The organism is Serratia sp. J2, from assembly GCF_046269175.1.
GTDB classification, from domain to species: Bacteria; Pseudomonadota; Gammaproteobacteria; order Enterobacterales; family Enterobacteriaceae; genus Chania; species Chania fonticola_C.
The window spans coordinates 71,254-84,145 of record NZ_JBKABN010000022.1 but is presented as its reverse complement, the minus strand read 5'-3'; the positions used below and the strand labels follow the sequence as shown (position 1 = coordinate 84,145).

General features: G+C 44.6%; 11 protein-coding genes and 3 pseudogenes. 10 read left to right on the top strand and 4 right to left on the bottom strand.

The features are described 5' to 3' along the window. The 3 genes from ACKWMY_RS20715 (at position 1) to ACKWMY_RS20705 (ending at position 2,297) form a co-directional block, all read left to right on the top strand. A complete protein-coding gene (locus ACKWMY_RS20715) occupies positions 1 to 795 on the top strand; it encodes a transcriptional regulator (RefSeq protein WP_065684354.1) in 795 nt (264 codons plus the stop codon). Positions 796 to 801: 6 nt separating this feature from the next. Next, a complete protein-coding gene (locus tag ACKWMY_RS20710; RefSeq protein ID WP_409486969.1) occupies positions 802 to 1,293 on the top strand; it encodes a FidL-like protein in 492 nt (163 codons plus the stop codon). A 386-nt stretch (positions 1,294 to 1,679) separates the two neighbouring features. After that, on the top strand, positions 1,680 to 2,297 hold the full coding sequence (locus ACKWMY_RS20705) for a response regulator transcription factor (RefSeq protein ID WP_409486968.1): 618 nt from the start codon (positions 1,680 to 1,682) through the stop codon (positions 2,295 to 2,297). Positions 2,298 to 2,643: 346 nt separating this feature from the next. On the opposite strand, the gene ACKWMY_RS20700 is transcribed toward ACKWMY_RS20705, so the two are convergent. Next, positions 2,644 to 3,279, bottom strand: coding sequence for a carbonic anhydrase (locus tag ACKWMY_RS20700; RefSeq protein ID WP_024530881.1), 636 nt, complete (start codon positions 3,277 to 3,279; stop codon positions 2,644 to 2,646). Positions 3,280 to 3,654: 375 nt separating this feature from the next. On the opposite strand from ACKWMY_RS20700, the pseudogene ACKWMY_RS20695 reads away from it, so the two are divergent. Continuing rightward, a pseudogene (locus ACKWMY_RS20695) lies at positions 3,655 to 3,949 on the top strand (helix-turn-helix domain-containing protein); the annotation flags it as partial. A 299-nt stretch (positions 3,950 to 4,248) separates the two neighbouring features. On the opposite strand, the gene ACKWMY_RS20690 reads toward ACKWMY_RS20695, so the two are convergent. Beyond that, positions 4,249 to 5,351, bottom strand: a protein-coding gene (locus ACKWMY_RS20690; RefSeq protein ID WP_409486967.1) for an IS3 family transposase whose coding sequence is annotated in 2 segments (ribosomal slippage) — positions 4,249 to 5,090 and positions 5,090 to 5,351 — 1,104 coding nt in all. Because the reading frame shifts where the segments join, the coding sequence is not laid out codon by codon here. 393 nt (positions 5,352 to 5,744) lie between these two features. Between ACKWMY_RS20690 and ACKWMY_RS20685 the strand changes: the two genes are divergently transcribed. Continuing rightward, a complete protein-coding gene (locus tag ACKWMY_RS20685) occupies positions 5,745 to 6,011 on the top strand; it encodes a hypothetical protein (protein ID WP_409486966.1) in 267 nt (88 codons plus the stop codon). Positions 6,012 to 6,091: 80 nt separating this feature from the next. Here the strand turns inward: ACKWMY_RS20685 and ACKWMY_RS20680 are convergent. After that, positions 6,092 to 6,779 (bottom strand): annotated as a pseudogene (locus ACKWMY_RS20680) (IS1 family transposase). 57 nt (positions 6,780 to 6,836) lie between these two features. Between ACKWMY_RS20680 and ACKWMY_RS20675 the strand changes: the two are divergent. Beyond that, a pseudogene (locus ACKWMY_RS20675) lies at positions 6,837 to 7,044 on the top strand (hypothetical protein); the annotation flags it as partial. A gap of 8 nt (positions 7,045 to 7,052) precedes the next feature. Here the strand turns inward: ACKWMY_RS20675 and ACKWMY_RS20670 are convergent. Next, the gene (locus ACKWMY_RS20670) at positions 7,053 to 7,172 is read right to left on the bottom strand and encodes a family 1 glycosylhydrolase (protein WP_409486977.1); all 120 of its coding nucleotides are present in this window, start codon (positions 7,170 to 7,172) and stop codon (positions 7,053 to 7,055) included. Between the two features lie 628 nt (positions 7,173 to 7,800). Here ACKWMY_RS20670 and ACKWMY_RS20665 point away from each other — a divergent pair. The 4 genes from ACKWMY_RS20665 (at position 7,801) to ACKWMY_RS20650 (ending at position 12,771) form a co-directional block, all read left to right on the top strand. Then, complete coding sequence (locus ACKWMY_RS20665; protein WP_409486965.1) at positions 7,801 to 8,331, top strand: fimbrial protein; 531 nt, start codon at positions 7,801 to 7,803, stop codon at positions 8,329 to 8,331. A gap of 113 nt (positions 8,332 to 8,444) precedes the next feature. Further along, the gene (locus ACKWMY_RS20660) at positions 8,445 to 9,179 is read left to right on the top strand and encodes a molecular chaperone (RefSeq protein WP_409486964.1); all 735 of its coding nucleotides are present in this window, start codon (positions 8,445 to 8,447) and stop codon (positions 9,177 to 9,179) included. Between the two features lie 22 nt (positions 9,180 to 9,201). After that, entirely contained in the window at positions 9,202 to 11,673 is a 2,472-nt protein-coding gene (locus tag ACKWMY_RS20655) for a fimbria/pilus outer membrane usher protein (RefSeq protein WP_409486963.1), read from the top strand. 12 nt (positions 11,674 to 11,685) lie between these two features. Beyond that, the gene (locus ACKWMY_RS20650) at positions 11,686 to 12,771 is read left to right on the top strand and encodes a fimbrial protein (RefSeq protein WP_409486962.1); all 1,086 of its coding nucleotides are present in this window, start codon (positions 11,686 to 11,688) and stop codon (positions 12,769 to 12,771) included. Positions 12,772 to 12,892: the final 121 nt, after the last annotated feature.

The following is a 12,892-nucleotide window of genomic DNA, read 5'->3' as shown; positions in this document are numbered from 1 at the left end:
ATGAAATACATAATAAATCTAACACTGATTTTCGATCCGGAAAGTCGATTATTAATGCTGAGGAATAATACCCAACTAACGGTAGGGTTATCTAACCCGGCGACAAGATTGTTAAGCGAGTTGATAAAGAATAATAAAACTGAATTGACGCGTGAAATTCTGCTCAAGCATGTCTGGGAGGATTTTGGGTTTTCTCCGTCCGGCGCCACCTTGAGCAACCATATCAGCGAGTTGAGAAAAGCCTTTGAGGCACTTGGGATGAGTAAAGACATTCTGATCACGGTACCGCGCATAGGCTTTAAATTGGATGCGGAAATCCATCCAGAAACCAAGCCCCCCAAAGAATTGGCTTCTACTGAACACATTGAACTTCAGCCGTCGAGTCAACCGGCAGCAGTGGATAACGTCGTAGCGGCCGGTGTGAACACAAGCTCAAAAAAGCCATTACGCAGAATGAAAACTCTGGCATTGTCTCTTCTCTTTGTTCTGTGCGTCACCGCGGCGGCGGCGGCATGGGTGACCCTAAGCAAGAATGAACAGCCTGCGCTCATCGGGATCCTGGATAAATGCCATATCTATACCTTGAATGAAGGTAAGCATGACCCCGTGCAATCTGAACATGCGCGAAAAATGCTGGCCAATGAAGGGATCGATTGTGCGCAGACCGATCTTGACATCTATTATATGGAAGCACGTCCTACCAACGAATTCCTTAAGGTTCATTTTATGTCGGTTTGCACCAAGAATAACGATATAAACTATAAAAACTGCAACAACTTCAAACAGGTTGAGTAGGCTCACATGAACAGAATTATTATCGGTCTGACCAGCCTTGTCATCGTTATTGTCATCCTGAGTGGCGTTTATCACTATTTCAACCGCTCGCACTGGAAACCGTTTCGCTGTGATACTCATTTGAGTTCGCACATAGCGACAAAGGATGGCAAGAAACTTGAACTCAATCTTGATATTAGCATCATCACTGCCCATGAAGGCAGCAGTGAGGCGCTCACGGTGGGTTCCCTCAAAGGAGAAGGGAAAAATTATATATTTTCCAGGCGAGTTTTTGTCACCATGAAGCAATCCGAATTTAAAGGCTTTTCCAAAGCCATGATTATCCGGGAAGAGCGCCATCCTATAGATAATGTACCAGACGAAATCTGGCAAGAATACGTGTTGCCAGAAGCACCAGGCGTCGCATTCTATATGGAGACGAAGAATTTAAATAATAATGCATATCTTATTAAAGGGTTAACCAACCCCCACTTTGTTTGTGCTAGAACATTGGATTAACTTAACCAAAAGGCTTAATCATCTTTCACTCACTGATTAAGCCTTTATTAATACCATCCCGCTAAAGTTAATTGAGGATCACTCCAGTTAACACCGCCTAATACGCTAGTCTCCAGCTCAAGTTGCAGGATAAAAAACTGATAAATCACCACTAGGCAAATCATTTAACCAGATACAGCGATTAAAAGTCATTAACTTGAATGCAGAGCATCTTGTTGGTTAGCCTATTGCTGCCGCTACATAGCCGGCTTTTATCTGGTGATTAATATCGTAACCCGCACTGTAATACCGGAATCAGTCGATACGCGTGCAGATAAAAGCCAAGAGTCGTGACGTCAAAAAATTGATGACTTAAACCAAGAAGCGTAAACCAGGACGAAGAGAACATGAACAGCACGAACAATGCCATGATGATGGAAACATTGACCATCCGCATCATAGACGATGATAATTTTTTCATTGCAGGACTCGTTATGGCCCTATCCAACTATTTTAAAAATAAAAAGATCCGCTTTTATACCGGCCCTTCGAATGGAATAACTGCTGATATTATCTTTCAGGCCATTCGCTGCGGCACATTCATTGCCCCAGCCGCCTCCTCCGAGGACTGTAGCCCGACGCTTTATTTTGCTATAGCAGATAGAAAAGATGCTCATCTACAGCACTTATACCGTGGTGTGGCAACGTCCAATATCTTATACCGGCACCAATCGGTGAGCACCGTTTTACACCTCATTGAGAACATCCTGCTTTCACAACAACCGCCGCCCGAAGACAAGCAGCAAACAGCAAAAGTCTGTCTCCACGAGCCACTCACACGGCGTGAGCAAGAAGTGCTACATCATCTTAAGCAGGGTAAAGCGCATGCCAGCGTTGCACGTTGCATGGGTATCAAGGAGAAGACCATAAGCTCGCACAAACGCGCGGCAATGAAAAAATTGAATTTCAGACGCACTAGTGAGTTATTCCATTGGATGCTGCAGGGCGGTTTAACCCGTCACTAGCCAAGAAAAGTAAATTGAACATGAATTTTCCATCCCCTCTCCATATTACTGTCTCTTGTACCCATCTTAAATTGCGGTCAAATGGCCGTAATTTTAGAAACACAGCAGGCTGATTTTAAAGAGAATTTTTCGGGCGGCAAATTGACAAGTTTAAAGTCACTCCTATAAAAAACAGCAAGATGCCGAGTTGTGTATAAGGGACAGCTCCATATCGAGGAAATCTGCTAAGGTTTTTAGTGAGTATCAAAAGCGAACATTATTAATTATATTCAACTAATTAGATCTAACCCTAAAAAAATCCACGTCGAAACGTGGATTCAGTATCATGGCCAAAAGCAAGCATCTTTTACTCGAAGTAGACCTCGGGGTTATCCGCCAGCGAAACGAAATTCTTGGTATTTTTATCCAGCGTGCGGATCTCGCCACTTTCGATGTCGTACACCCAGCCGTGCAGGCGCAGGGCGTTGTCGCGCAGACCAACGGCAACGGACGGATGAGTCTTGATATTGTTGAGCTGGGCTATCACGTTCTCTTCAACCATAGCGTTAACTTTGTCGATTTCGCTATCCCAGGTTTTCTTCTCTACCACCGCTTTTGCCGCGTCCGCATAGTGCAGCCAGTGGGCAACAGCAGGCATCGGGTCAAGGCACTGGCAAGAAGCTATAGCCTTCATGGCACCACAGTTCGAGTGGCCGCAGATCACTATGTCAGTAACGCCTAGCGCCACAACCGCGTATTCGATGGTCGCCGACACCCCACCCGGCTCCGGGCCAAAGGAAGGGACGATGTTGCCAGCGTTACGGATAACGAAAAGCTGCCCCGGCTCTTGCTGGGTCACCAGCTCGGGTACCAGGCGGCTGTCAGAACACGAAATAAAAAGCGCTTTAGGGTTCTGGCTGGAGGCCAGGCTGCGGAAGAGTTCCTTACGCTGCGGGAAAATCTCTTTCTGGAAACTGAGAAAACCTTCAATAATATGTTGCATAGCACACTCTCTAGATCTGTAGTCTCGATAGTATGATAATCCTTGCTGGCTAAGCTGGAAAGCGGGCAAAACCTTAAGCTAGACGCCCCAGAGGTTCAGCGGAGTGCTTTTAGTATGAGTAGGCTATCTGCAAGGAACATAAGAGCCCAGGTAACACAGACGTTGCATAAATGGACGATGCAGATACGAGGCTAGTGAATACGTACAAATCCCCTTCCCTCCTTCGAAGCAGTTTCAAAAGTGCTAATATTCTGGCTCTTTAAACCATTTTTTAGTAAAAATATTAGCATCACACATCATCCCCCTGCTGCTTCATATCAAAATTATGCTAATATTATGGTGTAATCTGTACTAAAAAGATGAAATATTGATATTATGGCGAAAAAAACAGCACCATTACTTCCTACAACTAACCAGTTGCTGACTGATTTTGGCGAGCGGCTGAAGCTTGCGCGTCTTCGGCGCAAGCTGACGGCCAAACAGGTAGCAGAACGTGCGGGTATGTCGCCAATGACGCTACGTTCGCTTGAAGCCGGTGGAACAGGCGTGACGATAGGTGCATATCTATCTGTCATGCAGGTGTTAGGGCTTGAAAACGATCTGAATAAGTTGGCAGCCGAAGATCAACTAGGCCGCCAACTTCAGGATTCCCGGCTGATAAAGAAGGACATCGTTTTCACTTCCTAGGCAAAACCCAATAAAGCACCGGTAGACAAAAAGCCGCGCTCTGAGGCTGCCTACAGGTACGAAGGATCAGATAAGCAGGCAGCTACAACAACAAAAGCTGGCTCCGTAGCAAACAATACGGCCCACAAAGCGACAGGCACAACGTCGGCCGATCTGGCAGCCCTGGCTGAAACCATTGAAGAAGTCAATCAAAGGGAGTTAACGATGGCGATGATTGGGGTATATGCAGACTGGTGACCCGCTCCCCGTATGTGATCCATTCATAATCAGGAATAACCGGCTTCATTCTGGCTGCATATTCTGGCAACCGGCAAATTCAGAAGGTGTCATCCAGCCCAGTGCAGAATGGGGACGACTCTGGTTATAGTGTATGCGCCAGGCCTCGATTTTGCACCGTGCATCCTCCAGAGACATGAACCAGTTCTCGTTCAGGCATTCCTGCCGCAACCTGCCGTTGAAGGACTCGACCGTAGCATTGTCCGTCGGTGTTCCCGGGCGTGAGAAGTCGATCCTTATCCCTCTTTCATACACCCACCTGTCCAGCATTTTTACTGCAAATTCAGAACTATTATCGGTTTTCAGCAACTGCGGTAAAGGACGCCTGAGCGCTATGCTGTTCAGCATTTCTGCCACTTCTGTTGAACGCAGATTCTGCCCCACGCAGATCCCCAGGCATTCGCGGGTGTAAAGGTCGATAACCGTCAGCAGGCGCAGTCGCCTCCCGTCAAACAGCGCATCAGAGACAAAATCCATGCCCCAGACGTGATTCGGATACAGACCCGGAGGCTGCGGTTGTCGGCGCTGTGCGGATTTATTGCGCCGTGGACGTTTGAGACGCAGTGACAGCCCCTGTTCGCTGTAAAGCCGGTAGATCCGTTTGTGGTTATCACGCCAGACTTCCTGCCTGAGCATCACGAGTACCCGGCGATATCCGTAGTGAATTCGCGTTTCAGTGATCTCACGTATACGCAGGCGCAGGCGCAGTGCGCTGTCATCGGCAGCAACTGAACGATATCTGAACGAACTGCGGCTGAGCCGTAGCGCAAAACAGATTTGCCTTTCGCTGGCACCATATCGGGCCTGTAAATCCCTGACCCATTCCCGTAGACGAGCCAGCGTCAGCTCTTTTTTGCCAGCACGTCCTGCAGCATCGCCTTGTCGAGGCTCAGATCGGCAACCAGCCTCTTCAGCCGCAGATTTTCCTCTTCCAATTGCCGCATGTGTTTGAGTTCAGAAGGGGAAATTCCGCCGTATTTCTTACGCCAGGTGTAAAACGTGGCATCGGAGATACCCAGCTTGCGGCAGACATCCGGCACGGACGAACCCAGCTCAGCCTTCTTCAGGGCAAAGACAATCTGCTCTTCGGTGAATCGTGACTTTTTCATCGGCACCACCTCCGTTCAGGGGAGTGTTTATCATGCCGGAATTCTGTTTCTGAATGGAGCAGGATTTTGGGTCAGGGTCAGTCTATCATGTCCCCGGTCTTTACACCCAATAGGCTGAGGGTTGATGAACTAAATTGTTGTTATATAGCTTATTTTAATAATTTTATTTTAGTGCTGCAATGTACTTTTAAGGTTGGAGTAAATTCCATCAGGTCGAAATTTTCAAATAACCCCATAATGTCCGATGTGATATTTAATAACGCTGACGGGACTGATTTATGGACAAACATATTATATCAGCATAGTTCTTTTTCTGTTAATATTTTTATCTCGTTTTGTAATGTTCCATGAGCATTATAATTTTCCTGCATGCTATTGAATCAAGGAATTGATATGAGCTTACGTGAAATGAACCAAGCCGAAATCAAATGTGTATCCGGTGCTAATCGACTGGATTATACATCACCTGATGTACTCAAAATTGTTACTGAGGGTTTCGATAAGCTGAAAGACTTAGCAATTGCATTAGATACTAGCCGTGACTGGCGTTACGTTGTAGCAACAGCGCCTTCTTTGCAAGAATCCTTTTTCACTTGGATTGAGTATATTGGTGGTGGTGCTAAGGAAACGGCTGCGTCTTGGGCTAAATGGTACGCCTAACCACTGTTAGCGTTTTAAAAATATAATTTTAATGGCGAACTTGTTCGCCATTTCTGCATTGTACGGGTCGTGACGCAGACTTATTGATAGTGATGAATAGTCCGATACCAACCGATGACCTTATCGTACATTTCCTTTGGCTTCGAAAAGCAAATTGTTTTTCAGGTCAGTCTTTTGATATGTGTATGAAGATTATGTCGTTCTATCCGTTAGGTATGTTTTTTGTTCACCACGTGGCTTGTTGCGCTTAACGGTACCCTAAAACCGGCCAGGCATCTGTCATATAAAAGGTAATATTAAATTTGCTTAGCAGGGCCAGTGATCGTTGCAGGCTCGATGCATTTCTCGGACCGAAGACGTGGGTAAGAGCACGTTTGCGGATACGGTTATAATCGCAGAACAGCCATCGGGGATTGCCTATACACCGTACGTAAGACCACTATTCATCAGCTTCACAGCAAATAACGACTTCCGCTTTGGGGCGATATTCTCAGTTACTTGTTTTGGCGAATTTTTTAAGTGTCGCAGAATCGTATTGAGGCTGATGCCGAGAACCCGTGTGGTATGACGGCATCCGGAACCGTTCATCGCTATATTAACAATGGTTTGGTGTGTGTCCGGTTTAGCACCAGAGTAGCTAAAGTTGAGCTGAAAGGTCTTTGAGCAGTGCTTGCAGATGTAACGTTGGGCATCGGATACTGAATGTCTGTTACATCGTACACCATGGGTTTTATTGCACTGCGGGCAGACGACGTCAAATTTTGCCATGGGTTACATCCAAAGTGCAGAACATACACGATCAGCAAGTCTGCGTCACGACCCGTGATTGGTACTCGGTATAGCTTCTATGCACTATATAGCTCCGGTGAAGAAGCAATGAAGTGGGGCTATTGCCACCTTCTTCGGTTGGACATTGTACGGCCTCGTTTCTCCTCGTTTCAAAATAGCTGAAAAGCAGGTGAGAGATTTGATAACAAAGGGCCGGATGAGGTTTATCAACCGTCAAATGGGTACTTCGGTGCCAATTTACTAACTTTAATCCTAACCATTACTGGCGATCACCTTCTGATACCAGTAAAACGATCTCTTTGTAGCTCTGGCTAAAGTGCCATCCCCCTGATCATCATGATCCATATAGACAAAACCATAGCACTCCTTTATTTACCCTGCGCAGGCCCCCCTACGAAGTAATCCATCACAGGAATACCTTCTTCAAGAGCATACGCGAGCATTTTGATATCCTCTCGTAAATAAGTAATACGATATTCGCCGTAATTTTCATCTTACTGATTGATTTCATCCTTCGTAACAAGGCTATTCCCCACTAGTAACAGAGACTTCAGTTAATAGAATAACTAAGATACTTTCCACACAAAAACCCCCTACTTGTGCAGTTACACCATCAAATCAGCACAGCTATCCTGGTCTGAACAACGAGATTTACAGGCTGGTGAATCTAGGAATAGTCTCTTTCCATATTGATAAAATTACCAAGAATCATCTGATGCATTGATACCAATTGGTAAATAAGAATCATTATCGTCAGAAATATATAAATGAATCTTACACGACACAGACCAGTAAAGAACAAAAAACTTCATAACTCTTATTATTCAGAATATAATCCTATAATTATACAGATGTGGCTATATATTGATTTGAGATGTCGGGGCTGTATCATTCATCTCGTCAAGCAAGCACCTCTAGTTATCAGCGAGCCAAGCATGCAGACATTTCTGGTGTAATTAAAAACACCACTTATTTAAGCGTTAAACTAAAGGACTATGAAATGAAAACTATCCCATCCGCAGCATTGGCAATTTCTCTGGGCTTATTCTCTGCGTATTCCATGGCAATTGATGGTACTATCGAATTTATTGGGGATATTAACAGCAACACTTGCGCCGTTAGTGTTAATGATGGTAATGGCGGAACAACAGTGAATATGGGTTCCGTGCAGGTATCTAGCCTGAAAAAAGCCAATGACATCGCCGGTGGTGCTTCATTTGTTCTTAGTATTGCACAAGATGAAAACTGCGATTTAACAGGGAAAACAGGTAGCGTGCGTTTCACAACCATGAGCGGTACTGCAGGTGATAAACAGCAATATCTTGCATTGAAACCGGTTGACGGCGTGGCAAAAAATGTTGCGATTCGAATCATGGATGAAAATGATAACGTTATGGATATCGGTGCAGATACCACACAACAATATGATTTAACCAAGCCAATTCGGTTTACTGCCAACTATATTGCAACTGGCGAAGCAAGTGCAGGTAAAGCTGATGCTAAAGCAGGTTTTATTATCACTTATAAGTAAATAGTAGCCCATAGTATCTGAGGGGGGGAATACCCTCAGATACTCCCTCCATCAATTTATTAACTAAATTTATATCAATAAATTGAAAACCAGAAACTTATAGAGAGTGAAATATGTCTGTATTCAATAAGAAAAAGTTATTTATTATACTATATTTACTTACCTATATTGCTGGCATGAAGAATGTCAGCGCTGGTGTAATGATCAACAACACTCGTATAATTTACGAACAAAAATATAAAAGTGCTAATGTAACGCTAACTAACGTCACTACCGGGCACTATGCTGTGCAAGTGTGGATAAACGGTGAATCTGATCGCTCGGATGAGAAATCAGCCTTTGTTGCGACTCCTTCGATATTCCGTCTTGATCCGGGTCAGGAGCAAATTGTCAAAATACTCAGTTTACCGGCATCATTGCCCAAAGACCGTGAGGCCGTATACTATTTTAATGCCCAAGAGATACCTGCGACCAATAAGGCTGATAATAATAACAAGTTGGTGATGGCTATCCGCACACGTATCAAAGTTTTCTATCGTCCGAGTAACTTAGCGATTGCACCTCAAAAGGCAGCGACTACCTTACAATGGAAAACAGTAGATAAAGAAGGGAAAACCTGGTTGCAGGTGACCAACCCCTCACCCTATTATATTACCTTTGCAGAGATGGCATTTCGTAATGGTACGCAGAAAGTGGATGCACACGACCCTGAAATGTTGCCCCCACTCTCCACACAATCCTACCCGCTGAACCAGAAAACCTCTTCATCTGAAGGTAGTGTCGACTTTTCAATTATTAATGACTATGGCGGTATTACACACTATAGCAACACACCAATACAGAAATGACTGAACCTTAGAGATCATAAATATGTTTAAATACTCACTCAGGGTCGCGGTATCTGCATGCCTATTTTTTAATCTTAAAGGCTATACTGCCGATAAAGAGCTTTACTTTGATGCCGACTTTATGAACAGAGTTGAGGGGCAAAGTGCGGATGTAAAACCTGAAATAAATAATATCCTGCAAAAAAACACCCTGAGTGAAGGGCGATATCCTGTGCTTCTGTTTATCAATAACCGGGAATATGGACAAGTACAAATTGAATTTGAGCAAAAAGGTGATGTATTAGTTCCACTCATTCCAGTTTCTTTATTACATCTGGCTGGTGTTAAACCAGGGAACCTTATTAATCAAAAAATGGATAGCAGTGGTGTCATCAGTGATGATATCACCTCAAGCATCCCAGAGAGTCAGGCGTTTTTTAAGACTCGCACCCTGACATTAAATATATCAATACCTCAGATTTATATTGATAGTGTCGCCAAAGGATATGTACCCCCCACAGAATGGGATGAGGGCATTAATGCTGCTCGCCTAAACTATCAGATTTCTGCGGGGAAAAACCATTCAACCCACGGTAGCAATATGGATGCGGCTAGCGCCTATCTGCACAGTGGGCTCAATATTGCTGGCTGGAGAGCCCGCTCATCCATGACTTATCAGAAAAATAGGTCCAGCCAACTCTACAACTCATATATTGAGAGAGATATGCCGGGCACATTGGGGCGACTGATGATGGGGGAACTCTTTACCCAGGGGAACGTAATGGAAAGTATCCCGTTCCGCGGTGTTCAGGCGAGTTCCGATGCGGATATGCTGCCGGATGCAATGCAAGGGTATGCTCCAGTGATCCGTGGCATAGCAAATAGCCAGGCCCAAGTCGAAATTCGTCAACATGGCTATTCGCTTTACACCACTTTTGTTTCCCCAGGCCCCTTTGAAATTAAAGATTTGAATACGGCAGCCGGCAATGGCGATCTCGAGTTGATCATCACTGAGGCCAATGGCGAAGAACGTCGTTTTACTCAACCATATGCAACGTTGGGTAACTTACTACGTCAGGGTACGTGGCGCTATAACATAGCTGCCGGGAGTTATAACGCGCCGGACCAAAGCCAAAAACCAAATTTTGTGCAACTTTCTGGTGCGCTTGGTTTACCACGGGATTACACCGCTTCAGTTGGCGTAGTTACAGCCGAAACTTATCGTGCAGCTCAGGCTGGTGTAGGGAAAGGATTAGGCAAGTGGGGGGCTATTTCAGTTGATATTACCCATGCCGCGTCACAATTTGAAAACAGTGATCAGAGCGGACAAAGCTACGCTATTCGTTATGGCAAATCCTTCAACAGTGGCACTAACCTACGCTTTACGGGTTACCGCTACTCAACCAGTGGTTATCGCTCATTTACAGAATCCATCAATGAACGTAGCCAGCTCGCGATCAATGGCCGCGTTGAAAGTCGTCGTAGCCGGCTAGAAGCTAACATAACCCAAAATATCGGAGAAAGAAGCTCTATTTATGCCGTGATTAGCCAGCAGGATTACTGGGGCAGTAACTTCAGGGAAAGCCAGGCACAACTAGGCTTTAACACTATGGTGGGCAGGGTAAATATGGGTATGCATGCAAGTAAAAGTTTGAAAAGCATGAATTCGGGGAATCAGGGGGCTGAGGTATCACTCACACTCTCAATGCCACTGGGACAAAATAGCATAAACACTACATTGGCCCGAAACCATCGTGGTCAATATGCTAAGACACTGGGCATCAGCGGTATAACAGGCGACCATGGCCAGCTAAACTACAACGTAGATGCATCACGGTATCAAGCAGGCTCAACTCAGATTTCAGCATCAGGCGGGTATAGAATGCCCTGGGCACAACTTAGCGCTGGCGTGACCCAAAGCCGGGACATGCAAAGTGGCAACATTAGCGCGTCCGGATCATTGGTGGCCCATTCCGGCGGCATTGAAACTGGTCCATACCTCGGTGAAACGATCGGGCTAATACATGTTGACGGAACACCTAATGTAGAAGTACAAAATAACCCAGGTAATCCAACTAATCAGCGCGGGTATTCAGTTGTGTCTTATTTACGTCCATATCGCGCAAATAGGATTATTTTAGACACCCGTAATACAGATAACGATACCGTCATCGCGAGCGGGGTAACAGAACTGGTTCCACGCCGTGGGGCAATCGTTAAAGTACAATTTAATGCTGTAAAAGCAACGCAGCTTTTGGTCAGCCTCAGATTAACCGATGGACGCTATGTTCCTTTCGGCGCAGACGTGAAAGATGGTGATGGCAACGATTTGACCTTTGTTGGCCAGGCAGGTCAGGCATTTTTCTCTTCAGACCACATGCATTTAACAATGGATATAAAGTGGGGAGAAAAAACAAATCAACGATGTCGTACCACTATTGATACGTCAAGGGGAATATTGAGTGATGGTATCCAAATGATAGATGCCCAATGCAAACTAATTAGTGAAAAATAAGAGGGCACTTATATGAAACTGATAAAATATATATTTACTTTAGTAACATTACTTTTCCATGGCCAAGCTTATGCGGATGTTCCTATTCCTGGAAATTGCAACTGGGAAACAGAAAACGGTAATTTTTACGATAGAGCCTTTCAAGGCAAGATCGATTTAGGAACGCTATATATTCCGCGCGACGCACCTGTAGGATCTGTAATCGGCAAGGATTGGGTAAATATACCGATCGACACTTCGTCGATGAAGCAACTTGCATGTTATAGCCGAGCAGCGATTAGAACAACCGTTACATCAGGTTCGGTGATAAACAATGTGACTGTTGCAAATAACAGGGTGCCGGCTGGTAACTTATTCAGCACCAATATTCCAGGTGTTGGAGTCGCATTTAGAACCGGCAGCATGAATGGTAGCATTAATTTATCCACTGTTTCAGGCACCCCGCCTTACTTTCCTTATACCGTTAGAACCGGTTTTTTGTCACTATTCACGACCCCTAACATTCCGGTCAGTGTACTACTAGTTAAAACCTCTGATATATCAATGGGTTCTCAGAAACTTAATGCATCCTCTGAGATTATTGTCGACGGCTCTGGTGTTATTGAAAAATTTACAGTGAATGCCACTATTATTCGTTCGGAATGTGTACTACCGGCCACAAGCAAACAGATCTCAGTGTATATGGGTAATGTCTCTATTTCTAAACTTAAACCTGCGGGTACAGAAGGTTCTCTCTTACAAAGTTTTCAAATACCGCTGACGGATTGCATCAGTGGTAGTTACCCGAGTGTTTCAAATAATTACTTCACTTCGTCCTATGTCAATCTAAGTCTAAGTGGAAATTCAGGTTCAACTATCATAGATACAGATAAAGGAATTTTGGGGCTCAATAGTAAATCTACAGCAACAGGTGTAGCAGTACAGATCCTACAGACAGGAAGTAATAAACCGATGACGCTTGGCCGTAGTGTACAAATGAAAAGAGTCACAGATGGTAGTATGAGTATTGATTTTGACGCCAGGTACATAAGAACTAATGACTCACCAACGGCAGGAAGTGCCAACGCAAGTGCAACATTTACCATCACATATAAATAGTTGATAGTTTGGATGAAACAAATTATAACATTAAAGATACTGTTAAAAAAACGGGTCGAATGAGAGCGCTAGAATACTCTGAAAATAAGATAAAGTCTGGAGGAGCGTTAGCCCCTCCACT

Coding starts and splice junctions, on each gene's coding strand:
- ACKWMY_RS20650 (WP_409486962.1), top strand. CDS start 11,686: ATGAAACTGATAAAATATATATTTACTTTAGTAACATTACTTTTCCAT.
- ACKWMY_RS20710 (WP_409486969.1), top strand. CDS start 802: ATGAACAGAATTATTATCGGTCTGACCAGCCTTGTCATCGTTATTGTC.
- ACKWMY_RS20655 (WP_409486963.1), top strand. CDS start 9,202: ATGTTTAAATACTCACTCAGGGTCGCGGTATCTGCATGCCTATTTTTT.
- ACKWMY_RS20700 (WP_024530881.1), bottom strand. CDS start 3,279: ATGCAACATATTATTGAAGGTTTTCTCAGTTTCCAGAAAGAGATTTTC.
- ACKWMY_RS20715 (WP_065684354.1), top strand. CDS start 1: ATGAAATACATAATAAATCTAACACTGATTTTCGATCCGGAAAGTCGA.
- ACKWMY_RS20685 (WP_409486966.1), top strand. CDS start 5,745: ATGAGCTTACGTGAAATGAACCAAGCCGAAATCAAATGTGTATCCGGT.
- ACKWMY_RS20665 (WP_409486965.1), top strand. CDS start 7,801: ATGAAAACTATCCCATCCGCAGCATTGGCAATTTCTCTGGGCTTATTC.
- ACKWMY_RS20660 (WP_409486964.1), top strand. CDS start 8,445: ATGTCTGTATTCAATAAGAAAAAGTTATTTATTATACTATATTTACTT.
- ACKWMY_RS20705 (WP_409486968.1), top strand. CDS start 1,680: ATGAACAGCACGAACAATGCCATGATGATGGAAACATTGACCATCCGC.